The sequence below is a fragment of the Qingshengfaniella alkalisoli genome (assembly GCF_007855645.1).
Classification (GTDB): domain Bacteria; phylum Pseudomonadota; class Alphaproteobacteria; order Rhodobacterales; family Rhodobacteraceae; genus Qingshengfaniella; species Qingshengfaniella alkalisoli.
The window spans coordinates 1,740,326-1,762,984 of the sequence record NZ_CP042261.1; the positions used below are offsets into that span (position 1 = coordinate 1,740,326).

General features: G+C 58.9%; 23 protein-coding genes and 1 pseudogene. 8 read left to right on the forward strand and 16 right to left on the reverse strand.

Going from position 1 to position 22,659, the window contains the following annotated elements:
- Nucleotide 1: 1 nt before the first annotated feature.
- From moaD to FPZ52_RS08740, 5 genes are all read right to left on the reverse strand, one after another.
- Nucleotides 2-250 (reverse strand): molybdopterin converting factor subunit 1, encoded by a 249-nt coding sequence (gene moaD, locus FPZ52_RS08720; RefSeq protein ID WP_146365072.1) that lies wholly within the window; start codon nt 248-250, stop codon nt 2-4.
- Nucleotides 247-915, reverse strand: coding sequence for a CDP-diacylglycerol--glycerol-3-phosphate 3-phosphatidyltransferase (pgsA, locus tag FPZ52_RS08725; RefSeq protein ID WP_146365073.1), 669 nt, complete (start codon nt 913-915; stop codon nt 247-249). The genes moaD and pgsA overlap by 4 nt, the downstream gene beginning before the upstream one ends.
- 93 nt (nt 916-1,008) lie before the next feature.
- A complete protein-coding gene (locus FPZ52_RS08730; protein ID WP_146365074.1) occupies nt 1,009-1,803 on the reverse strand; it encodes a metal ABC transporter permease in 795 nt (264 codons plus the stop codon).
- Between the two features lies 1 nt (nt 1,804).
- Entirely contained in the window at nt 1,805-2,536 is a 732-nt protein-coding gene (locus FPZ52_RS08735; protein ID WP_146365075.1) for an ATP-binding cassette domain-containing protein, read from the reverse strand.
- Nucleotides 2,533-3,015, reverse strand: coding sequence for a helix-turn-helix domain-containing protein (locus tag FPZ52_RS08740; protein ID WP_146365076.1), 483 nt, complete (start codon nt 3,013-3,015; stop codon nt 2,533-2,535). The genes FPZ52_RS08735 and FPZ52_RS08740 overlap by 4 nt, the downstream gene beginning before the upstream one ends.
- Before the next feature lie 93 nt (nt 3,016-3,108).
- Between FPZ52_RS08740 and FPZ52_RS08745 the strand changes: the two genes are divergently transcribed.
- Nucleotides 3,109-4,047: a zinc ABC transporter substrate-binding protein gene (locus FPZ52_RS08745; protein ID WP_146365077.1), complete on the forward strand. Its 939-nt coding sequence runs from the start codon at nt 3,109-3,111 to the stop codon at nt 4,045-4,047.
- A gap of 65 nt (nt 4,048-4,112) precedes the next feature.
- The gene (locus FPZ52_RS08750; protein ID WP_276617451.1) at nt 4,113-5,075 is read left to right on the forward strand and encodes a dienelactone hydrolase family protein; all 963 of its coding nucleotides are present in this window, start codon (nt 4,113-4,115) and stop codon (nt 5,073-5,075) included.
- Nucleotide 5,076: 1 nt separating this feature from the next.
- On the opposite strand, the gene FPZ52_RS08755 is transcribed toward FPZ52_RS08750, so the two are convergent.
- The 5 genes from FPZ52_RS08755 to FPZ52_RS08775 form a co-directional block, all read right to left on the reverse strand.
- Entirely contained in the window at nt 5,077-7,173 is a 2,097-nt protein-coding gene (locus tag FPZ52_RS08755) for an HlyD family efflux transporter periplasmic adaptor subunit (RefSeq protein ID WP_205758580.1), read from the reverse strand.
- Nucleotides 7,174-7,190: 17 nt separating this feature from the next.
- Nucleotides 7,191-8,579, reverse strand: a complete 1,389-nt coding sequence (locus FPZ52_RS08760) for an efflux RND transporter periplasmic adaptor subunit (protein ID WP_205758581.1) — start codon at nt 8,577-8,579, stop codon at nt 7,191-7,193.
- Nucleotides 8,569-9,315 (reverse strand): efflux RND transporter periplasmic adaptor subunit, encoded by a 747-nt coding sequence (locus FPZ52_RS08765; RefSeq protein WP_146365080.1) that lies wholly within the window; start codon nt 9,313-9,315, stop codon nt 8,569-8,571. Before FPZ52_RS08765 ends, FPZ52_RS08760 begins: the two co-directional genes overlap by 11 nt.
- Nucleotides 9,316-9,338: 23 nt before the next feature.
- A complete protein-coding gene (locus tag FPZ52_RS08770) occupies nt 9,339-10,796 on the reverse strand; it encodes a TolC family protein (protein WP_146365081.1) in 1,458 nt (485 codons plus the stop codon).
- Between the two features lie 186 nt (nt 10,797-10,982).
- Entirely contained in the window at nt 10,983-11,876 is an 894-nt protein-coding gene (locus tag FPZ52_RS08775; RefSeq protein WP_146365082.1) for an NAD-dependent epimerase/dehydratase family protein, read from the reverse strand.
- Nucleotides 11,877-12,050: 174 nt separating this feature from the next.
- On the opposite strand from FPZ52_RS08775, the gene FPZ52_RS08780 reads away from it, so the two are divergent.
- The 3 genes from FPZ52_RS08780 (at nt 12,051) to FPZ52_RS08790 (ending at nt 13,593) form a co-directional block, all read left to right on the forward strand.
- Nucleotides 12,051-12,188 carry an entericidin A/B family lipoprotein gene (locus tag FPZ52_RS08780; RefSeq protein ID WP_146365083.1) on the forward strand — a complete coding sequence of 46 codons (138 nt, stop codon included), beginning with the start codon at nt 12,051-12,053 and terminating at the stop codon, nt 12,186-12,188.
- Between the two features lie 230 nt (nt 12,189-12,418).
- Nucleotides 12,419-13,069 carry a hypothetical protein gene (locus tag FPZ52_RS08785; protein WP_146365084.1) on the forward strand — a complete coding sequence of 217 codons (651 nt, stop codon included), beginning with the start codon at nt 12,419-12,421 and terminating at the stop codon, nt 13,067-13,069.
- A gap of 50 nt (nt 13,070-13,119) precedes the next feature.
- Complete coding sequence (locus tag FPZ52_RS08790; RefSeq protein WP_146365085.1) at nt 13,120-13,593, forward strand: hypothetical protein; 474 nt, start codon at nt 13,120-13,122, stop codon at nt 13,591-13,593.
- Between the two features lie 15 nt (nt 13,594-13,608).
- Here the strand turns inward: FPZ52_RS08790 and lepA are convergent.
- The 3 genes and pseudogenes from lepA to FPZ52_RS08805 all read right to left on the reverse strand — a co-directional run bounded on the left by lepA (nt 13,609) and on the right by FPZ52_RS08805 (nt 16,399).
- Nucleotides 13,609-15,407: pseudogene (gene lepA / locus FPZ52_RS08795) on the reverse strand (translation elongation factor 4).
- 58 nt (nt 15,408-15,465) lie between these two features.
- Nucleotides 15,466-16,125, reverse strand: a complete 660-nt coding sequence (locus tag FPZ52_RS08800; protein WP_146365086.1) for a DUF1523 family protein — start codon at nt 16,123-16,125, stop codon at nt 15,466-15,468.
- A 7-nt stretch (nt 16,126-16,132) separates the two neighbouring features.
- Nucleotides 16,133-16,399 carry a hypothetical protein gene (locus tag FPZ52_RS08805; RefSeq protein WP_146365087.1) on the reverse strand — a complete coding sequence of 89 codons (267 nt, stop codon included), beginning with the start codon at nt 16,397-16,399 and terminating at the stop codon, nt 16,133-16,135.
- 163 nt (nt 16,400-16,562) lie between these two features.
- Between FPZ52_RS08805 and FPZ52_RS08810 the strand changes: the two genes are divergently transcribed.
- Nucleotides 16,563-17,201: an HAD family hydrolase gene (locus FPZ52_RS08810; RefSeq protein ID WP_146365088.1), complete on the forward strand. Its 639-nt coding sequence runs from the start codon at nt 16,563-16,565 to the stop codon at nt 17,199-17,201.
- A gap of 7 nt (nt 17,202-17,208) precedes the next feature.
- On the opposite strand, the gene FPZ52_RS08815 is transcribed toward FPZ52_RS08810, so the two are convergent.
- A complete protein-coding gene (locus FPZ52_RS08815; protein ID WP_146365089.1) occupies nt 17,209-17,748 on the reverse strand; it encodes a P-loop NTPase family protein in 540 nt (179 codons plus the stop codon).
- Between the two features lie 170 nt (nt 17,749-17,918).
- Here FPZ52_RS08815 and FPZ52_RS08820 point away from each other — a divergent pair, with 170 nt between their 5' ends.
- The gene (locus FPZ52_RS08820) at nt 17,919-18,482 is read left to right on the forward strand and encodes a hypothetical protein (protein ID WP_146365090.1); all 564 of its coding nucleotides are present in this window, start codon (nt 17,919-17,921) and stop codon (nt 18,480-18,482) included.
- Here the strand turns inward: FPZ52_RS08820 and FPZ52_RS08825 are convergent.
- Nucleotides 18,472-19,269 (reverse strand): alpha/beta hydrolase, encoded by a 798-nt coding sequence (locus tag FPZ52_RS08825; RefSeq protein ID WP_146365091.1) that lies wholly within the window; start codon nt 19,267-19,269, stop codon nt 18,472-18,474. The genes FPZ52_RS08820 and FPZ52_RS08825 overlap by 11 nt on opposite strands.
- Before the next feature lie 212 nt (nt 19,270-19,481).
- Nucleotides 19,482-19,934 carry a GNAT family N-acetyltransferase gene (locus FPZ52_RS08830; RefSeq protein ID WP_146365717.1) on the reverse strand — a complete coding sequence of 151 codons (453 nt, stop codon included), beginning with the start codon at nt 19,932-19,934 and terminating at the stop codon, nt 19,482-19,484.
- Nucleotides 19,935-20,259: 325 nt separating this feature from the next.
- Here FPZ52_RS08830 and FPZ52_RS08835 point away from each other — a divergent pair, with 325 nt between their 5' ends.
- A complete protein-coding gene (locus FPZ52_RS08835; protein WP_240804331.1) occupies nt 20,260-22,416 on the forward strand; it encodes an esterase-like activity of phytase family protein in 2,157 nt (718 codons plus the stop codon).
- Nucleotides 22,417-22,659: the final 243 nt, after the last annotated feature.

Here is a 22,659-nt window from a genome sequence, read left to right on the forward strand (position 1 = left end):
CTTAGCCTCCGGTCATGGGCGGGAAGAATGCCACCTCGCGAGCGCTGGCCAGAGAGGTATCAAACTCAGCCAGCTCCTGATCTATCGCTACACGGATCGCGGACAAGTCAGCGAAGGCAGCGGCGTAATTCTCATCCCGCATCTTCAACTCTTCTACCAGATCGCGCGCAGTGGCCGCTGATGTGTCCAGCCGCTCCTTCGGAAGACCAATACGCTCACGCACCCAAGCAAAGTAGACGACATCGATCATCGGCCCGCCTCCTTCAGCAACGGGAGCGCCTTCGAGAAATAATCCCATCCCGTGATGCCCGTCAGAAGTCCCGCGATCCAGAAGAGCGCGACGCCCAGATACCACGACCATTGCTCGATCATCGCGTCACGCCACACCGGGTTGTGATTTTGCGCACCGCTGGTCAACAGGTCCTGATATTCCTGTGGCTGCATGGAACGGAACAACCAGTCATTTTGCTCCGTCATCCCCAGCGCAAGCAGCAGAAAAGTCAGTGCTAGCATCTGCAGCGTGGTTTTCCACTTGGCCAGTTTCGTGACCTTCAGCAGCCCCGCTTGCGCCCCGAGAAATTCCCTCAGGCCGGATACAAAAACCTCGCGGAACAGGATCACCGTTCCGGGAATGACCAACCAGGGGCTGAGACGGCTTGCGCCCAACACAACCACAATCGTCAGCATCACCATCGCCTTGTCCGCTATCGGATCCAGCATCGCACCGAAGCGGCTTTCCAGCTTGTATTTCCGCGCGATGTAGCCGTCCACCCAATCGGTGACAGATGCCAGAACGAACAAACCGAGCGCCAGCCAATAGGACAGCGGCGTCGGCACGGCCACGAAGACGAGCAAAACAAGCGGGGCCGCGATCAACCGCGCGACCGTCAGTATATTTGGAAGGGTCCAAGTCATGCCGCAGGTTTATCCGTTCAGGTTCCGGGTGAGAAGTTGAAAACCACACGCACCACTGAAAACAGTATCAAACCGGCGACGGGAAGTGCCGACCTATGGCCGGCCGGATACGAGTTGCCAAAGCTGCGACACCGAAAAGAAGATCGCGGCGAGACAAACAATCGTCGGTCCTGCGGGCGTGTCGAGCCAGTAGGCCGCCCAAAGCCCTCCGATTGCGGAGGCGCCGCCGAGCAGCGCCGCAACCAGCACCATGCGTTCAGGCGTCGAGGAAAACACGCGCGCGGAAGCGGCAGGGATGACCAGCATCGCGCCGATCAGCAGAGCCCCCACCACCTTGATCGCAACCGCGACGACCACCGCCAAGGCAATTGTCAAAACAAGCTGCTCGCGTTTCGGATCACCACCTGCAGCATAGGCCAGATCAGGATTGACAGTCGCAGTCAGCAAGCCTTGCCAACGCAGCGCAATCAGCAGCACGACCAGGACGCCGCCACCCCAAATCACGGCCAGATCACCCTTGCCGACCGCAAGGATGTCCCCGAACAGATAGGCCATCAGATCCACACGAACGCCATGCAGAAAGGAAACCGCCACAAGTCCAAACGCAAGGGCCGAATGCGCCAGCACACCCAACATCGTGTCCATTGCATATGCCTTGTGGCTCAGTCCGGACACCAGCAGCGCCATCAACAGGACGGCACCCAGCACACCTGCAAAGATCGACACCGAGAGCGCCAGCGCCAGCGCCACGCCCAGAATAGCGGCATGTGCGGTGGCATCTCCGAAATAGGCCATGCGCCGCCATATCACGAAGCACCCCAGCGGGGCTGCCGCAAGCGCAACGCCCAACCCGGCGAGAACAGCACGCATCATGAAATCGTCAAGCATTCTAGCCCTCGGCCCTGTGGTGATGATCGTGATGGTGGCTATGTTCGTGGCGGTAGAGCGCCAAGGCCCCTTGCGTACCGGAACCGAACAAAGCGCGGTATTCCGGCGCGGATGCCACGACCTCCGGTGTACCGTGACAGCAGACATGTCCGTTCAGGCAGATGACACGATCCGACGCGCTCATGACCACGTGCAACTCGTGGCTGACCATGATGACAGCGCATCCGCGGCGCGTGCGCAAATCTTCGATCAACCGGTAAAAGGCCGCGGAGCCGGGCTGGTCCAGCCCTTGTGTCGGCTCATCCAGCAACAACAAATCCGGGTCGCTCAACAACGCCCGCGCCAATAAGACACGTTGCAATTGACCGCCACTGAGCGATGACATCTGACGGGATTGCAGCCCCCCCGCTCCGGCCTCCACCAAGGCGTGGGAGATGTCATCGGACCCCGCCCGCACCGGCAGTCGCATGAAGCGCTTCACCGTCATCGGTAATGTCGGGTCGATATGCAGTTTCTGCGGCACATAGCCCAAGCGAAGCCCGTCCCGACGCACGAGCCGACCGGCGGACAGGGATTGGGCACCAATCAGGCTTCGCAGGAATGTCGATTTGCCTGACCCGTTGGGGCCCACGACCGTGACAATCTCGCCGCGATCAATCGAGAAATCGACGTCATGCAGGACCGTGTTTTCGCCATGACGCACGGCGAGCCCTTGAGTTGTCAGAAGGCTCATTGACGCTGATCTCCGGCGCAGGCCGGGCAAAGCCCTTCAACTTCTATGACGGCCCGCTCGACCGAGAAGCCCGTTGTTTCAACTTCCGCGCCCAGTATTGACAGGGCATCTGGCCGACACGCTTCGGCCACGCCACTGCAAAGACGACAGATCAGGAACACGGGCGCGTGGTGCTCACCGGGATGGGTGCAGGCTACAAATGCATTCAGACGTTCGATCTTGTGAACAAAACGATGCTTCATCAGAAAGTCCAAGGCGCGATAGGCGACAGGGGGCTGCGAGCCCAGCCCCTCTTCCTTTAAAACGTCAAGTATCTCATAGGCACCCATTGCGCGATGGCCTTCCAGCAGCAAGCGGTAGACACGCTGGCGCACGGGCGTGAACTGCAACCCTTCGTCGGAGCAAATGGATCGCGCCGTTTCCAGACTGTCGGTAATGCAGCCCTGATGATCATGCTTGTGGAACCCTATGACATCCATCGTGCGCCTCAACCTTATCAATTCAAGGGTTGCTATGTTATTTCATTCATCATATCAAGCCCAGAAATGTTACAACATAACACGAGAACGCACATGCGACTTTCCGGAACTAGCTTCGCGGCGATGCTTGCCATCGCCGTCCCTGCATTTGCCGACGCCCCACAGATCGCAGTGGATATTCCTGCGGTTCATTCACTTGTTGCGCAGGTGACAGGAGACATTGCCACCCCGGCCCTCGTCATGCAGGCGGGAGCGTCACCGCACGGCTACTCGATGCGTCCATCGGAAGCACAGTCCCTCAGCGAGGCGGATGTAATCTTCTGGATCGGCGAAGCATTGGAGCCATGGCTCGCCGGAAGCATCGGCAAGCTGGCCCCCGACGCCGTATCCGTCGAGTTGTTGGAAGCCGAAGGAACGACCACCTTCCCGTTCCGCGACAGCGCAATTCACGGTCATGAAGAACACGACCACGACGATCACGGGCACGACCACCACGGTCATGACCACGGCGACGGCGTGGATCCGCATGCGTGGCTTGACCCGGAAAACGCAGCCATTTGGCTCGACGTGATCGCCCGTGAGCTGGCCGAACTGGACCCGGACCGGGCAAACACTTACGCAAAGAATGCCGAAGCCGCCAAAGCAGATCTGGTTGTATTAAGGGAAGAACTCACTGCCCAGCTTGCACCAATTTCCGAGCAGCCCTTTGTCGTGTTCCACGATGCCTACCAGTATTTCGAACATCGGTTCGGCTTGACCTCGCTCGGAGCGATCAGCCTTGGCGACGCATCCGCCCCAAGCCCCGCGCGCATCGCGGAACTGCAACACGAAATAGAACATGAAGGCATCGTATGCGTCTTCAGCGAACCGCAGTTCAACGCGGGCCTCGTGGACGCGGTGACCGGAGGAACAGAGGTCGCCCACGGCGTGCTTGACCCGGTCGGCGCAGACATTCCAGCCAGCCAGGATTTCTACGCGACATTGTTGCGTGACATCGCAGCCAATGCAGTGGAATGTCTGGCGAAGGATTGAGTTGTAACTCTGATCGAGCAGACGACATGACGCTACCCGACTTCCTGAAATCAAGACGTGACGCGATGCAGCACAGTCTTGGCTTCAGGAACCGGCGAGACGATGCACGGTTCTGGCGGAAACAGGTTCAGTACGCTTACCTTGCGGCCATCCCTCCCTGCAGCCGAGCTGCGAACAGCGTTGATAGGTCCGCTTTGGACCCGGAGCGACAAAGGCTGAAATTGCGTTTCGAAAGTGGCGCCGAAAGCGATGCGCTTTTCATTTTCCCAACTTCGGACAAACCGTTGCCCGCAGTTCTCATGCTGCACGACCACGGTGGAGAATTTGACATAGGCTGGCAGAAAATGTCAGCCGATTCTGCAGGTCGTCACTGGGTTGATCGTTACTATGGCGGAGTGTTTGCAGCAGATAGGCTTGCGGCGCAGGGTTTTGCGGTATTGGTCGTGGATGCCTTCGGGTGGGGTAGTCGCTACGCTGGCGGCTTTGAGGCACAACAAGCCAATGCCGCAAATGCAATGCAACTGGGGTGGAGTCTTGCGGGCATCGTCGCCTCCGAAGATGTGCAAGCCGCCCGTTGGCTGGCGCAACAAGACGGTGTGGACCCTAACCGCGTCGCAAGTTGGGGGTTTTCCTTCGGCGCTTTCCGCGCATGGCAAGTCGCCGCATTGTGCCCCGACATCAAAGCGAGCGTGTCCATCGCGTGGATGGCGCGGCGTCACGGGCTGATGCTTGAAGGAAACAAGCTCCTACTCGGACAATCCTACTTTTACATGCTACATCCTTCACTGACTGGCGCGCTTGATTTTCCTGACATGGCTGGTGCGGGGGCGGGAAAACCGTTGTTCATGCGGTGCGGAGATGCAGACCCGCTGTTTCCCGCGCAATCGGTAGTAGGCGCATATCAGGACTTGAGCGACATCTGGGCGGACTTTGACGCGAAGGTCGACTGCACCCTGTTCACGGGTGGCCATGAATGCTCACCTGACGTTCAAGATCAGGCGGCCCGGTTCCTCGCGCGCTGTATGTAGTCTAGAGTCCTGCCTCGCGGACGAGAACCTTCAACACCTGCCGCCAAGCACGTTCAAGAAAGCTTTCAGGCTCTCCGGCTATGAGAAGCACCCCGCGTGTGACCCGCTGACTGTAGCGCACGTCACGAACAAGCGCCGACACGGCATACTGGCCACTGGTCGGGATCGGCCTGCCGGCCTCGGTCACCCCCTGGTCGGCGATGCCCCCGCCGAAGCTGGCAGCCAATTCGGGAATATCTAGACCACGCACACTGTTGGCGGATACCGTCGTAAGCGTCGCCTCGACCTTGGGAAGAGCCAGATCATCTGGGATGAACTGGGCGACGGCCTCTTTGCTGACGCGGCCACGGTCGCGGGCCGCGAGATAGCCCCGGATGATCGTGCTATCGCCCGATGACAGCAGCGCAAGCTTGTGATCGCGACCGACCCATTGGCCCACGCTTAACGTCGGGTCCAAGTCAGAGACAACGGCATCTTGTGGTGCTCGCATGACCAGCGCCTGTTGCCTTTCATCAAACCCGTCGCGACGAGCGATGGCGCGACCACGTTCCCATGCCAGCACCTCGCGCCGCTGGCGATCTTCTGGGTTTGCACCGATTCTCGCGATTCGCGACTGCGCAAGATCCGCTTCCAAGGCGGCCAGATGACGCTCATTGGCCAACGACTCGGAAGTAATCGTGAACAGAACTTCTCCCTCAGCGACCCGTTGGCCGTTCTGGACATGTATATCATCTATACGACCTTCTTCGGGTGGGTACAGACGCGTGAAGTCCTCGGGGTAGGCCATGGCAGGTGCACGGACGTGGGTGGACAGGGGAATGGCAGCCAAAGCGACAAGCCCTGCAAGAACCAAAAGGGTGATATAACTTCTTGCTGATGCCAAGATTTCCCCGCGCAGCTCCCACCATTTGCCTAACTCGTTGAAAACCGGCCGCACGATCAGCAAGCCGATCTCGATCAGGAACAGGATCACGCCCAGAACCTTGAAAGTGAAGTGATAGACCAACAACGCGATGCCAAGGAACAGAAAAAAACGATAGATAGCCGTTCCAATGGCGTAGAGTGTCAGCGTGACATCCAGTTTTCGCGGAAACGGTTCTGGTGGAGGGTGGCCGAGTCGAAACAGAAATTCGCGCAGCCGCCAGCGCATATGGCGAAACCCCCTCGTTTGGAGGTTCTCGATTCCGATGGCATCCGACAGCAGATAGTAACCGTCGAACCGCATGAAGGGATTGAGGTTCACCAACAAGCTTAGCAGCCAACTCGTCGCCGCCAATACGAACACCGCTGAGCGCGCCGGACCATCGGGTAGAAACGCCCATAAAAACAAAGCGAAAGCGCCGACACACAGCTCCGTAGCAATCCCAGCCGCGTCGATGGCAAGCCGCCTGCGTCGGTCCTTCAATTTCCAGGCGTCGGTGACATCAGTGTAGAGCAACGGCATCATCACCATGAAGGCTACGCCCATCGTCGGAACGCGGCATCCGTAGCGATGCGCGGTGTAGGCATGGCCCATCTCGTGCAACGACTTCACCAGGGCAATGGACAACAGTGAGACCGCCGCGCCTTTGAACGAGAAGACAAAGGGAAAGGTGCCGATAAAGTCTTCCCATTGCCGCGACACAAGGTAGAGACCCAACAGCCCCACCAGACAGCTGAACAACAAAAACCCGCGCGAAAACAGGGGCGCAACATAGGGCCACGTCACACGGATAAATCCGTCGGGTCGAACCAGCGGCACCTTGAAAAAAAGATACCCGTGCAACAATCGCGCCAGCCGCCCGTGCCTTGGTTTGCTTCTGTCCCGAATGCGCCGCCAACTGCCCGAAGTGGTCGTCGCTTGGAATGCGCTGGCTTCCAGCATCTGCGCAGCGTTTCGGATTTCAGCGTCATCAGGTATCCGGCCAAAACGGCGCTCGACCGATGCCTTCAGCCCATGCGCGGTGCCCGATACATTCCAAAGCGACAGAATCTGGAACATCTCGTAGGTAACGCGGAAAAAGCGATTGCGCAGCGGATCATGCACAAGCCAGACCGGCGCACCCGAATAGCTTGGTCCACCGCGCAGGATTTGCAGGTCCTCCCGTAACGGAGGCAACTGGAAATCCGCAGATTCTACTGCCCCAGCCATTGACGCGCGGCAGCCAGTGGTTTTCGGAAAAGATAGTAAGCCAGCGAAACCTGCTCGCCGTAGATTTGCGCCGTTCCACGCGTCCCGAGTTGCATCGGCGCGTGATCTTCCGAGAACCGGGCATAGATGCGATAGGCCATCACGTCTTCCTCGGTTCTCTGGGCCTCGAACGATGCGGATATGACTGTCGCAGGCACAGGTTTGAGCGGGTCCGAATCTAGAAAGGCGCGCGCAGATGCCCCTTCGCGCATGACGATGGAGTCGGCTACTGGCACATCGATGCGAAGTTGCACCCGCGTCGGATCTGCTATTTCCATGAGCCGCTCACCAACCTGCACGGGTCGCCCGATCCATTCACGGCGATCCCCGTAGATGACGACCCCAGCCGCCGGGGCCGCAACCACCGTACGGTTCAGCAACTCTTGCGCATAATCCCGGCGGGCCGTGGCAAGCGACAATTCCGTACGTGCCACCGCGAAGTCAGCCCGCGCCGAAGGATCGGTCACGGCGCTTTGGGCGATCCGCTTGAAATCGGCTTCGGCCACGCGAACTTCCTGCTCCGCGACGGCAAGATCATTGCGCAGAGTGGTATCCGACATACGAAATAGCTCGTCTTCTGCGGCCACTTCGGCATTGGGATCGACCGCAATGCTGTCGATAGTCCCGTCCAGAGGTGCCGCTATAATGCGCGGCTCGACCGACACCACCTGTGCAGGCGCGAGGACCGTCAGCGGAACAGGGACAAACCCCGCCGCAACCAGACATATCACCAGGGCTGCAAGCACCGGCCCGATACGGACACGCCGCTTCAGCCGACGCTTGCCCGCCATCGCCGCCCAGCAATACCCGCCAGTCTCCGCAACACGTTCAGACACAAGCACATCGGAGTCCGACCAGGGTCGTTCCCGCGCGAGCAGCAGCCCGCCGAAAACATGCCCCCCAGGTAGGATAAACGGCACCCAGAGCATGAACGGATAAGGAAAGCTATCGGAATGCTCGCCTTCCGGTGGGGCGTAGGCCGGTAGTCGGAAATCGCGCCGCGCCTGTAACCCCGCATCTTCGGCCAAGCCACCAATCACAGCCTCGATCCATCGGATGCGCGGAGCGTTGCGTTCTACGACACCGATGCCTGTGACCGCCTCCACGCGCCGGCGGCGACCCTTCACCGACACGACAAACACCTGGCTTGCGCGCGACAGCACTGGCGTTTCGTTGGCGAGAACGAATTTCAGCTCCTGCACGCTTTCGACCTGGCGCAGCTCGCTTTCGATCCTGAGAAGAAGCTCGACCGCGTTTGGCTTTCGGGCGTCCGCCCGCGGTACGGTGCGGTCTCGAGACGCCTTGGATGAGATGGGCTGCCCGCTAACCATCATTCCCGCCCGGCTGCTCGAAGCGAACAGGCCCGCTCATCCCGGGCAGGACATTCTCAGCCGGACCGGAAAATTGCCCGATAACCTTCACAGTTTGGCTGACGGCATCGACCTGCGGCACGATACGTATGATACGCGCTGCCAACTCCTGCCCTGTCTCGTCAATCGCGATGTCGAATTCAGCCCCCGGAGACAGCCAGCGCAACCAGTCAGACGGCACAAGCAGGTCGATTTCCAAATCGTTCGTATCGACGATTTCGATGAAGGGCTCTGATGGATTTGCCAACTCAAATGCGTTCGCATAGACGGCAGCGACAGTGCCATCAAACGGCGCCTCAATTTCACAACGATCAAGGCGCGAGTGGATCGCCTCCACCTGTGCTGTGGACTGCGCCACTTTTGCTTCGGACAATCGAACTTCGAAAGTGCCCGTTGCATTCAACTCAGCCAGTCTTGCGTTGTTTGCGCGGGTCAACTCTTCCTGCTGCATCAGCGCTTCCGCAGCGCGCAACTCCGCCTCCAGATCGCGGCAGTCGAATGCCGCCAGCACATCGCCTTTCTTGAAGCGATCTCCTTCTCGAAACGGTAATCGCGACAGGACGAACCCCAGATCATTCCCGATCTCTGCCCGCTGGACGGCACGCACGATCCCGCGATGTGCCGGATCCACGGGCTGTGCAGGCACCGCAGTTGCGGCACAGATCAAAAGAACGCTGCCCGCCCAAAGGTTACGTGTCATGACGGCCGTTTCGGCACCTCGCGTCAATTCGCGGCGGCAACCGTCTGAGTGGGCGCACTGCCGCGACCTTCCCACATGTTCTGCAGCTGGGCCGCGACCGTCTGAACATTGTCTTCAAGGCTCAAACCGCGCGGAAATGGATCTATCCCCAGCGACGCATACACATTCGCATAGGCATTTTGCAGGTCGGCATAGGCCATGTCCAGTTCCGCATCCGCGACAAGCGCATTCATTTCCTCGCGGATCAGCACCTGCTCACTGGTTCGGTCGGCAGAGGCTTCGGCCTCTACCTGATCCAGAATGCGGTGAGACACATTCGAAAGCGACGCAGCGGTCTGGTAGGAGGAATTGAGATGGCCATAACGCAAGCGGCTGATCTGCACCTGCGTCATGATCGCCATCGCAACTGACAGGGACCGCGCATCCAGCGCTGCGGCTTCCGCATCCACACGGCGGCGATTGGCGGGACCGCGCGCGACATCCAGCAGGTTCCAACTGACCTGTGCGCCCCAGCTGACCCAGTCATTGGCGTCGATGAATTCGTTGGAATCGTAATTGCTGCCCGCATAAAGGTTGATCCCCGGCAGCATGTCCAGCAGCGCGGCATCGACCTCTTTTTCGTTGATACGCATCTGGTAAGCAACTTCGCGCATCTCGGGACGGTTGGTCACGGCGATCTGGTACATCTGCGATAGATCATTCGGCACACCCAGCTTGGTGCCGCCCCGCGGCGGGGGGCTGAGCGTGAAATTCGTGCCCGGGCGTACATTCATCAGCGCGGCAAGCTGGCTTTGCGCGACCTGCAATTCGCCTTCCATGCGTTCGATGTCACGGCGGATCTCGATCAGCTCGCGCTCATAAGTCAGCGCCAGAAGCGCCGAGGTCTCGCCGCTTTCGGAAAGCTGGCGTGTATCACGCAGGGCCTTGTCGATACGCCCTTCAAGCCCGCGCATCCGACCGATCAGGCGTTGGTAGCTGACCGCCCGCCAGTAAGACGTCCGCACGTCTTCAATCGTCCTATTGACGATCTTGCGTTTCATTTCCTCCTGCATCAGCGCCTTGTCGGACGCCTGCTTGGCACGGACATAGGACAGGCCGAAATCCAGAATATTCCATGAAAATTCCAGGCTCGCATCGACCACATCGTCATCCGCGGTCGTGACCGAGCTGACATCAGTATTGTCGCGCCCGGCATACCCCGTGCTGGCCACGAGATTGGGCAGCATGTCATAGCTGGCCAGATCGCGCTCGCGCACACGCAGGGCGGCTTCCATCAGCTCAACCCGCGTATCGAGGTTGTATTTCAACGCCCGCGCCATGGCCTCGTAAAGCGTGATCGACCCAGTGATCGGCTCCTGGTTCGCCGTTGCGCGCGTGACGCGTTCAACCCCGAATACACGGTTCTCGTCCTGCGTGAACGGATTGCTCGATACCGTGCAACCCGCGCAGAAAATGGCCACAGATACAGCCGCAAATTTCACCGCCTCAACCCTCGCTCTGCGACCGCCATTCCGGCAGCCAGTTGATGCTTGCCTCTGTTTCGGGCGTTTTTGAAACCTTGAGCACGCCTTTTGAGACAGTGTTGAGTAGGGGGTATCAATCCGTCAACAGTTTTGATCAGTAGCGCCGGATTACTTCCTAACCTAGGGTAAATATGACTCTATTCGTCACGAGGCCTGGACATAACGCGACCACGGATGTTGTTCCTTGAAGCCCAGAACGTCACGGATCTTCTTGTTGGAATAAATCGCTTCGTGTTCCCCAAGCTCGCGGGTCCGGGGGACGCCCTGATAGTAGCGTTCGATGATTTCAGGCGTTGTCAGGGCAACCGAATTTCCGTCATTCCCCGCATTAAATATTTGAAACCCAAGATCATTTTTCTTCAGGCAAAGGTCGACGATCTGACCGAGGTCGCGGGCGTCGATGTAGCAGAACGCATTGCGCAGACGGACATCCGGGTTCGCGAAATAGGTCGGGAAATTCTGTTCGTACTCGTGTGGCTCGATCACGTTGCCGATGCGCAGGCCGTAAATGTCGAAGCCGGAACGGGTCTGGAAGGCACAGGCCGTGGCCTCGTTGCAGACCTTGGACATGGCGTAGCTGTCCATCGGATCGGTGTCCAGATCCTCGGTCAGCGGGATGGCGGGTGGATTGCGCGGACCGTCGGCGAAACACACGCCATAGGTGGTTTCGGACGACGCGAAAACGATCTTGCGGATACCCAGCTTTACCGCCGCCTCGATCACGTTATAGGTGCCTAACGTGTTGATCCGAAAGGTTTCATTGTCCGAATTGATCAGGATGCGCGGCACGGCGGCGAAGTGTACGACCGCATCGAAAGACGGCACGCCCGTGCCCGGCAGGAGCTCGTCGAAATCGGCGTAGCTGGTCATGACATTGAACATCTGGCCGCTGTCGGTGATGTCCGCGATCAGGTTGTCGACGCGCGGATCGTCCAGCGCTTTGAGGTCCACATTGACCACCCGATGCCCCTGATCGAGCAGGTAGGGAATGACGTGGCGACCCGCCTTGCCGGAGCCGCCTGTGAAAAGGATACGCATGGATGCCTCCCGTCTTCATGCCTGATTTTGAGCGCAGGTTGAGGCCGCGCGGGGCGGATTGCAAGCCTGTGACATCTGTACACCGCGCGTACACCGACCGTGCACCGCTCACGTTTTCGGGAACCGGCAACGGATGCGGGCGTTGGCGATGTAAGGTATGTAAAGGAGACAGTCATGAAATTCGCAATCGCATCGCTGCTGATGGTTCTGGGTCTTGCTGCTTGCGAGACGATGGAAGGCGCCGGTCAGGATATCGAGAAAGCCGGTGAAGCGCTGACCGACGAGGCGCAGGAGACGCAGAGCGAGATGTGAGCGCTACACGTCACGTGATCAACGGCAAGGGCGGGGATTTCCCCGCCCTTTGTCGTTTGGGGTGGGTGATCGTCCGCGCGTATCGACCGGAGGGAGTGCGGGAGAGAGGGCAGCGCCCGGCCCCCGGAGGGCGGGAAGCGAAGCACATTGATCCTTCGCCCGCATCAAGAAAAAATGTTGAAATACCGACTCGCCAGGGTAACGTTAGGTCATGATGGTTGGTTTAAATCATGACTGAAAAGTTTGTAGCAGCGTGCGGGGTTGCCTTTGTGGCGCTTTTGTATTTGGCTGGCTACGCTTACCTTGATGGCTACTATGAGTTCTTCGATATTGGGGTGAATGAACTTGAACTTTCGCCACAACACATATTTGCGCACTCGGCGCCAGTTTACCTGGGACCACTTAGAGAACTTCGCGGGCAAATTCTGAACGAAGTCGCACCTACCGTCACAATATGCATCCTGTTGGTTTTTATTTCATCCATCCTGTTGGTTTTTATTTCGATCATCTTTTATAAATATCCGAATATTGCACTCACTCTGGTGACTGTCTTTGCGATAGGTGGAATGGTAATCGTTCCGTACTTTTATGCACACGACTTAGGAAAGAGTAGAGCCGAAAAGGAGCTTCACACAATTCTTCCCGCGGTTGTCCTAGAAAAGCCCGGAGAAACATATCTATCCGAATTCCAAAGCAAGTTTAACGAGATTGGACTACTGTACTTTCTTACAGCGAGCACCACAAAATACTTCTTTGTATACAGAATTGGAGATAAGAGATGGTGGGTTTTAAGAGTGCCTATAACTGCTATCGCGGGACTTTCTGTGCATCAGAATGGTCTAAAGGTTCCGCAAGATCGCGAGCAGTCGCGACCGCAGTAATTGCATACCTATCTGCTGCGTCAATTGGGTTTGCTGCGGATAACTCAGCAATGTATGGAGGACTAAAAATAATTCTGAAGAAAAGCTTTTATCGAGTTGCTGACCCGTACGACCCAAGACGAGGCTTCATCCTGGACCCAGAAGATGGCACCAACGGAGAAGAAAATTTTGAGTATTGCGATGGCGAGAGAGCAGAAATTGACTTAGCTAGCCTTCAAGAAATAAATTCAAATTGCGATGGAAGTCCCACGGGTCCATGGCAGGTTGATGCGTATGCTTTGGAAGGCGCTGCGGTATACGATGCAGAGTTGGAGAAAATTGGATACATCAGTCCAGACGAGATCCTTGGAAAAACTCACACCGAGCTTATACGATTCAGGATGTCAGAGCAAAAAACCGAGAGCGGCGATGATGCCGCGACTTTTGTAGGCCAACAGTACCTTGACTTTAAACAATCCGAGACCGGAGAGTTTTCCATCATCGCTCGCGACCCAGAAAAGCTGATCGAACTGAACAACGACTAAGTTGTTCGGTTCTCCTCACCCATCCATCTTCAGCGCGTTGATAAACGCCTGCTGCGGGATTTCTACCTTCCCGAACTGGCGCATCTTCTTCTTGCCCGCTTTCTGCTTGTCCAGCAGCTTGCGTTTACGCGTCGCGTCGCCGCCGTAGCATTTGGCGGTCACGTCCTTGCGCATGGCGGACAGGGTTTCGCGGGCGATGACGCGGCCGCCGATGGCGGCCTGGATCGGGATCTTGAACATATGGCGGGGGATCAGCTCTTTGAGCTTTTCGCACATCATGCGGCCGCGCGCCTCTGCCCGGTCGCGGTGGACCATCATCGACAGCGCGTCCACGGGTTCGTCGTTCACCAGCACCTGCATCTTGACCAGGTTGTCGGTGCGGTAGCCGATCATTTCATAGTCAAAAGACGCGTAGCCCTTGGTCACGGATTTCAGGCGATCGTAAAAGTCGAACACCACCTCGTTCAACGGCAGGTCATAGACCACCATCGCGCGGGTGCCCGCATAGGTCAGGTCCATCTGGATGCCGCGGCGGTCCTGGCACAGCTTCAGCACATCGCCCAGGAATTCGTCGGGAACGAGAATGGTGGCCTTGATGCGCGGTTCCTCTACATGGTCCACATGGGTCATGTCGGGCATGTCGGCGGGGTTGTGCAGCTCCATCACCTCGCCGTCGCGCATATGGACATGATAGATCACGCTGGGCGCGGTGGTGATCAGGTCGATGTCGTATTCACGCTCGATCCGGTCGCGGATCACCTCGAGGTGCAGCAGGCCAAGGAAACCACAGCGGAAGCCGAAGCCAAGCGCGGCGGAGGTTTCCATTTCATAGCTGAAGGACGCGTCGTTGAGGGCCAGTTTCTCGATGGCGTCGCGCAGGTCTTCGAATTCGGCGCTGTCCACGGGGAACAGGCCACAGAACACCACCGGCTGCGACGGCTTGAAGCCCGGAAGCGGCGTGTCGGTGCCCTTCTTCTCGGTGGTGATGGTGTCGCCGACGCGGGTGTCGCGGACCTGTTTGATCGACGCGGTCAGGAAGCCGATTTCGCCGGGGCCAAGTTCCTTGATGTCTTCCATCTTGGGGCGGAAGATGCCGAGACGTTCGACGGGATAGGTGCCGCCGGTCTTCATCATGCGGATGCGGTCGCCCTTTTCAGCACACCGTCCATAATGCGGACGATGACGACAACGCCCAGATAGGGATCGTAATAGCTGTCCACCAGCATGGCCTTGAGCGGTGCATCGCGTTCGCCCGTCGGTGCCGGCAGGCGGTTGACAATGGCTTCCAGCACATCGGGGATGCCGATGCCGGTCTTGGCGGAGATTTCCACGGCGTCCGATGCGTCGATGCCGATCACGTCCTCGATCTGTTCACGCACGCGGTCGGGTTCGGCGGCGGGCAGGTCGACCTTGTTCAGAACGGGGACGATTTCATGGTTCGCGTCGATGGCCTGGTAAACATTGGCGAGCGTCTGCGCCTCGACCCCCTGGCTTGCGTCCACGACCAGCAGCGATCCTTCGACGGCGCGCATGGACCGGCTGACCTCATAGGCGAAGTCGACATGTCCGGGCGTGTCGATCAGGTTCAGCACATATTTGTGGCCGTCCTTCGCGGGGTATTCGATGCGGACGGTGTTCGCCTTGATGGTGATCCCGCGTTCGCGTTCGATATCCATCGCGTCAAGAAGCTGTTCCTTCATGTCACGTTCGGCCACCGTCCCGGTGAGCTGGATCAGCCGGTCGGCGAGGGTGGATTTGCCATGGTCGATATGGGCGACGATGGAGAAGTTACGGATACGCGAAAGCTCTGTCATGCAAGGGCATATGCTGTTGTTTCGGGGTCTGGTCAATGGGGCGCGTTACGGCGCGGCGTTACTGGAAGGTTTCAACCCACCATTCGCGCATGCGTTGCCAGCGGCCACGCGCCTTGACGCGAGCCTCGGACACGCCGTCTTCGGCATGGTCGAACGCGTCGGCCACATCGGCGACCACCGGGTCCACCCGGTTGCGTTTGAACCGCGCGAGCATGCGCCAGATCCACAGAACCAGCACGGCGAGGCCGGTCAGAAGCGCGATGTTGAACCACGGGATGATGCGCGGGTCGGGGCTGTCGGTCGCTTTCAGGCTGAGAACATTGGGGTAGATCGAGAAGAACTGGTTGCGCCAGCCATAGCGTTTCACGATCACCCATTGCGGCGCGGCGGCCGTGGAGGTCAGATCGGCGGCGCGCGCCTGCACATCGGCGGAGTTGATCTTGAAGTAAGGCGGCCAGCCCCAGCCGGTGTCTTCGTTGCGGTAGACGATGGTGCGGCCGTTGGGCTTGATGCCCGAGATGAATTTCACATCACGGTTGCCGGCATTGGCGGCCGAGGGTTCGGCGCTGCCCCAGAACAGAGTGTTGTTGCCCAACTCGATCCGGCGGACCTCGGATTCGACGATGCGCACCACGTCATGGCGCGGCAGGGTGTAGTGCAGGAAACCCAGCACGATCAGGACCGGAAGGGCGATCAGCACCCATTTGACGTAACGCATTGTCGCCTCACATGAAGTTGGTGACGTAGATATACACCGCGAGGCCGGTCAGCGGCAGTCCGAAAACCACCAGCGCGAGCCATGGCGCGATACGCGAAGAATAGGCATCCACGGCTGATTTCACAAACGCCTCGCGTTCGCGGTCGGTGGCGGATTCGGGATAGTCCGCTTCCAGCCGTTCCCGTTTCCCCGCGCGCAGGTAGAAGAACAGGCAGACGTAAAGTATCGCCAGCCCACCCAGCAAAAGCGCGGCCAATCTGAGAAACTGCATCATGAAATCCGCCTTGTGCCCATTGGCACCCATCGAACTACAGCGGCGCGGAATGGTCAATCGGTTGGGGACAAGCCGGGGTGGTTTGGCAGACACAAAGCACTTGTGTTGTGGCGACCGACCTGCTGAGATGGTTCCCGATTTGTTCCAGATGAGGGGCCGCCGAATGACCGTGAAGAACATAATCTTCGACTGGGATGGGACGCTGGTGCGGACGCTCGATCTTTGGCTGCTGGGTTATCAGACGGCGCTTGGAAGCCGAGGGTACAATTTCGACCCGCAGACCATCGTGAAAGAGTTCTTCTACAACCATCACGAGGTTCCTGCCCGGCACCCGCAGATCGATTTCGCCGCGGTTTTCGAGGAAACCAGAAACCATGTTTTCGACTCCCTGATTTCGGTCGAGCTATATGAAGATGTTGCCGAGACCCTTCAAACGCTGAAAGAGAACCGCAAAACGCTTACGCTGGTCACATCGAGTTCGCGGAGCCTGTTGAACCGTGCGTTGCACGGCCACGGTCTGGAGGGGTATTTCGAGTCCATCGTCGCCGGTGATGACGGCTTCGGGCACAAACCGAGCGCTTTGCCTTTCGAGGAAACGCTGGGCCGTATCCGTGCAGATGCGCATGAAACACTGATCATTGGCGATTCGCATGTCGATATCCAGGCGGGCAAAACGAGCGGCTGTCACACCTGTTGGTTCGCACCGGAAGCCAATACGATCTTCCACGACTTTGCCCATGTGAAATCCCTGTCGCCCGATCATGAAATCACGGGCATCCGCGAGCTTGTCGGGATAGCCTGACAGGAGATTATCGCGGCGGTGGCAAGTCCCATTTGCGGTAGAGAGACATCAGTTCTTTCGCCGTGTGACATTGGACCGATGGCAGGCCGGACGCCTCGATCATGCCGGCGTATTTCGCGGCACTGGCGGCCCTGGCAATCAATATCCAATGCACCATGGCCCATTTGAGGCTTTCCTGCGCCCCTTCCAGATGGCCCGCTCGGGTCGACTGATTCACCAACGTTCGCTTCAGATAACGCGAAACCCGCAGCCAGCGGTTGGATGTGATCAGGATCACGCCGGTGGCACGGGCGAAACGGTCGGGCATCAGGCGCGAGTAGTTCCCGTCCATCACCCAGCTTTCCTGCCGGATCGCCGCGTCATGCAGGGCGACGAAATCGGCCTCTGGTCGCGGTTGCCAATCGGTGTTGGGCAGGTGGTGCAGACGGTCAAGATGCACGACGGGCATGTCGAGCTTGTTCGCGATCGCCACCGCGAGCGTCGATTTGCCGGCATTCGACGGGCCAAGCACGACAATACGATTGCCAAGTGAAGACAGCGGACGCATTTCATGAAACCTCGATCTCGTTGACTCACCAAAGAGTCCGAATTGGTCGGGAATGTCAAAGGCTTCACATGTCGCAAGGTAATCTGCTAAGGTCGGTACGAACAGGCGGCCATGAGCCGCCACCCGTTTTGATATCACCGGTTTTTTTCACGCTCGATACGAGGTTTCTCATGAAAGCCCTTTTGCCCGCTGCCCTTTCAGTTTTGGTCGTCACCACACCTGTCTTTGCCGATGAGGTCACTGATACGCTGGACGCGATCCGCAAGGCCTATGACGAGGGCAATATCTCGAAGGCGCTGGAGGAGCTGTCCTTCGCGCAGGCGCAGATGCAAGCGATGAAGGCCGACAGTTTCGCGCAGTTCCTGCCCGAAGCGCCCGAAGGGTGGGAGCGCGAGATCAGCACCGAAATGTCCGGCCCGATGATGTTTGCGGGCGGAGGCACGGGGGCAGAAGCGACCTATCGCAAGGATGACGAGAGCTTCACCATATCGCTGATGGCGGACAGCCCGCTGATCGGAATGATGTCGGGGCTGCTTTCCAATCCGATGGTGGCGATGGCATCGGGCGGCAAGGTTCACCGCGTAGGCGACATGAAGGTGCTGAGCCAGGACGGGTCGCTGTCGGCGCTGGTGGGAAGCAACATCCTGGTTCAGGCTGAAGGCGCGGCAGAAGACGTGATGATGCCCGTGGTCGAAACCATCGACTTCGCCGCGCTGGAAGACTTTAAGCCCTAAGCAGATCCGCGATCAGGTCGCTGTCCGGGTCCGCGAGCGGATCGATCACGTTGAAGTGGTGTTTGCCCGCCGCGCGGGTGACGGGCGCGTTCCACGCCTGCCTCAGCCAGTCGGCCTGATCCAGAAAGGCAGGCAGTTCATCCGCACCGACCCAAACCGACACCGGCACATCCAGCGATTTGGGGTGCAGTGCGGGGCTTTCCGCTTTCGCCTCCGCCGCGTCCAGTTTCAGCGTGTCGTTCATGGCGGTCTGCATCAGCGGGCGCAGGTCTGAGACAGGCGAGATCGGTACAATCCGTTGCAAGCGCGCGCTGATGTCCGGTGACAGGGGCGCATCCGCCATCGCCATGCGCGCGACCAGATGCCCGCCTGCGGAATGGCCGGTCAGGACGATCGGGCCGTTGACGTAGCCTGCTGCGGCGCTGATCGCCTGTCCGATTTCGCCGGTGATGTCGCTGATGCGGGCTTCGGGTGCCAGCGTATAGCCGGGGATCGCCACGGCCCAGCCACGTTCCTGCGCACCCTTCGCCAGATGCGACCAGAAGCTGTGGTCGAATTTCATCCAGTAGCCGCCATGGATGAACACGACGATCCCTTCCGCGCGACCTGCGGGCAGGAACAAGTCGAATTTCTGCCGCGCGCCGTCGCCATAAGGGATGTTGAGCCGCGCGCGCCCGAAGGCCTGTTCGACGGAACGTGTCTCGAACGCCGCCTCTTCCCATGCCTCGGGGTAGCTGGCGGCGTTTGGGACAGCGCCCGTATTGGAATAAGCCGCGTCTAGGGTCATGGGGCGCCTCCTGTCGTGATCACGCGTGACAGTCGCGGATGGTACCGGGAGGGTCAAGCGGCGGGTTGGGTGTTGGGTCGAGGATGTCCGATCGCCGGATGGCTTTGTAACTGGTTTCGGTGCCGACCGCTGTAATGCGGGACAAAGCAAACGGTCACCTATGGTATTGAGACAGGAAAAGGGCCGGGCAAGGAAGGCCCGGCCCAGCCTGGCTAGCCCTTCAAAAATAATGTGGCGTTCGGAAAGGGATAACCGAAGCTGTCCAAATCGCGCTGTGATACCTGCTGGAACCCAAGCGAGGTGTAAAAGCGGACGGCCTGTTCGTTCGCAGTATAGACCTCAAGGGATAGCTCTCCCTTTTGGTTCAGCGCATGAGCGATCAGCCTTCGCCCAACGCCCAAGCCTTGTTGATCGGGTGCGACAAATATCCCGCCGACAAAGCTGCCCAGCAAGCTGATGAAACCGATTGCTTCTCCATCATGGCAAGCAACCCAGGTTTCTGCCTTCGGAAGATATTTCTCTTCGATCAGTCGGCGCTGTTCGACAAGCCTTGGCTCACCAATAAATGGATGAGCCTGCAGGGATGCGTCAAACCAGATTTTTGACAGTTTTTCGAGATCCGTGACCGCATCAAAGGGCCGGATCACTACGTCTCTGTTCTTCATGAGAACTCCATAGAAATCATGCAAAAAGGTTCGGCAAATGTGCCGAGCGTTGCCGCTATTCGCGGTTCAATCATTGCCTCTGTGCATAAGTCTCCTTCTATGGCCCCCTTGGCCTAGCTCATGAGATCGAAACTTTCAATGTCGCCAAAGGGGCTCGAAGCCGCCACTTGCGAAATGACGGCAAGCCCTTCACCGTACGCCTTCCGTCACCGCTGACGCGCTTAACGCCGAACCTCGCTGAATTTACAAAAACGCCACAAAACCGTGATATTTCTGAAACGGTTCGGCGCAAGAAGCGTCCTGTTCAACAAACAGGAGTATTCCGGTGACCCGTTTCATCTGCCTGACCTCGGTGCTGGCGCTGACCGCCGGCGCGGCCCATGCCGAGATGCATTTCAACCGCATTGCGTCCTTCCCGGTGGCGTCGAACATCGCCGATGGCGAGGACGTCAACCAGGAAACCTCGTCCGAGATCATCGATGTCACCGAAGACGGGATGACGCTGGTCTACACCGACAGCCCGCTGGGTGTGATCGGCTTTGTCGATATCGCGGACGCGTCCGCCCCGGCACCGCTGGGCACGCTTGATCTGGGCGGGGAACCAACGGCGGTGGCCGTGATCGGGACGACGGCTTTCGTGGGCGTGAACACCTCGGACAGCTACGTGGAGCCATCGGGCAAGCTGGTGGCCGTGGATGTGGCCGCGCAGAGCGTTCTGGGCGAATGCGACCTGGGCGGACAACCCGACAGCGTCGCGAAGTCCAAAGACGGTGCATTCGTTGCCGTCGCCATCGAGAACGAGCGGGACGAAGACCTCAATGACGGGGAGATCCCGCAAATGCCCGCCGGTGAACTGGCGCTGGTCGACGTGACGGCTGACGGGATTTCCTGCGATACGCTGAAACATGTCGATCTGACGGGACTGGCCGATGTTGCGGGCACCGACCCGGAGCCGGAATTTGTCGACATCAACGGGCTTGGCGAAACGGTCGTCACGCTTCAGGAAAACAACCATATCGTCGTGGTCAGCCGCGAGGGCGAGGTGATTTCCCACTTCTCCGCAGGGGCTGTGGATCTGGACGGCATCGACGTGGCCGAGGATGACGCGCTGGATTTCACCGGCAGCCTGACGGGCGTTGTGCGTGAACCCGATGCGGTGAAATGGATCGACGACGATCATTTCGCGACGGCCAATGAAGGCGACTACAAGGGCGGGTCACGCGGATGGACGATTTTCGCCAAGGATGGCTCGGTCGTCTATGAAAGCGGGCCGAGCTTTGAACATGAGGTGATTAAGATCGGCCACTACCCGGAAGGGCGGTCCGAGAACAAGGGCGTGGAGCCTGAATCGGTGACCACCGGCACCTTTGGCAACACGCCAATGGTGTTCATCGGGTCGGAACGCGGATCTGTCGTCGGTGTTTATGACGTGACCGATCCGGCCAATCCGGCGCTGCGCCAGCTTCTGCCGTCGGGTGTCGGACCGGAAGGCTATGTGACGATCCCCGAACGCAACCTGCTGGTATCGGCCAATGAAACCGACCTGGTCGAAGATGGCGGCGCACGCGCGCATGTCATGATCTTCGAGTATCAAGATGCGCCTGCCAGCTATCCGCAGCTGACATCCGAGGGCATGGACGAACTGACCGGCTGGGGGGCGATTTCAGGTATGGTTGCCGATGGCGACATGATCTGGGCAGTTAATGACAGCTTCTATGGCGGTCAGCCAAGCATCTTCAAGATCGACCCCTCGCGGACGCCCGCAAGGATCGTCGATGTGATCCGCGTCACCCGTGACGGTGCACCGGCGCAGGCGCTGGACATGGAAGGCATCACGCTGGATGGCGAAGGCGGGTTCTGGGTCGCCAATGAAGGCCGCACGGATCGTGACATCCCGCATGCACTTTATCACGTCGATGCCGATGGCGCGATCACCGAGGAAGTCGCCCTGCCCGAGGCACTGATGGCGGTCGAGAAGCGCTTCGGTTTTGAGGGTGTCACCAAGGTCGGCGACACGCTGTGGATGGCCGTTCAGCGCGAATGGGCAGACGATCCCGAGAACACGGTGAAGCTGGTGGCCTACAACATCGTGACCGGCGAATGGGGTGCGGTGCGTTATGAAAAAGCCGCGCCGGATTATGGCTGGGTTGGCCTATCCGAGATCACAGCGCATGGCGATCACGTCTACATCGTGGAGCGCGACAACCAGCTTGGCAATCTGGCGGTTACGAAAAAGGTCTACCGCGTCGCGCTGGACCAGATGCAGCCTGCGGAATTGGGCGGCGACTTGCCCGTCGTTGCGAAAGAAGAGGTCCGTGACCTGATCCCGGATCTGGCGGCGACCGGCGGCTATGTTCTGGACAAGGTCGAAGGCCTGGCAATCCTTGAGGACGGCACGATCTGGGTGTCCACCGACAATGACGGTGTGGATGATCATTCCGGCGAAACGATGTTCTTCCAGATCGGCAGCGCGAACAGCTAAGCCGCTGCTCAAATTCAACCAACCAATCGGCCCGTGCGGTTTCCGCGCGGGCCTTTTTCTTTTGGCAAGCCGCAAGGTGGGTTGGCCTGCACCGGCACGCTGCCGACGGATGAGCCAGCCGATGCACACAACCCGATGACGAATTCCTGACCCAGTATCTTGCGCGGATCAATGAAAGCGATCTGGGCGCGCAAGAAACCCTGACCCGGATCGTTGCACGGGCTGTGGCAGGGTCCGATATAA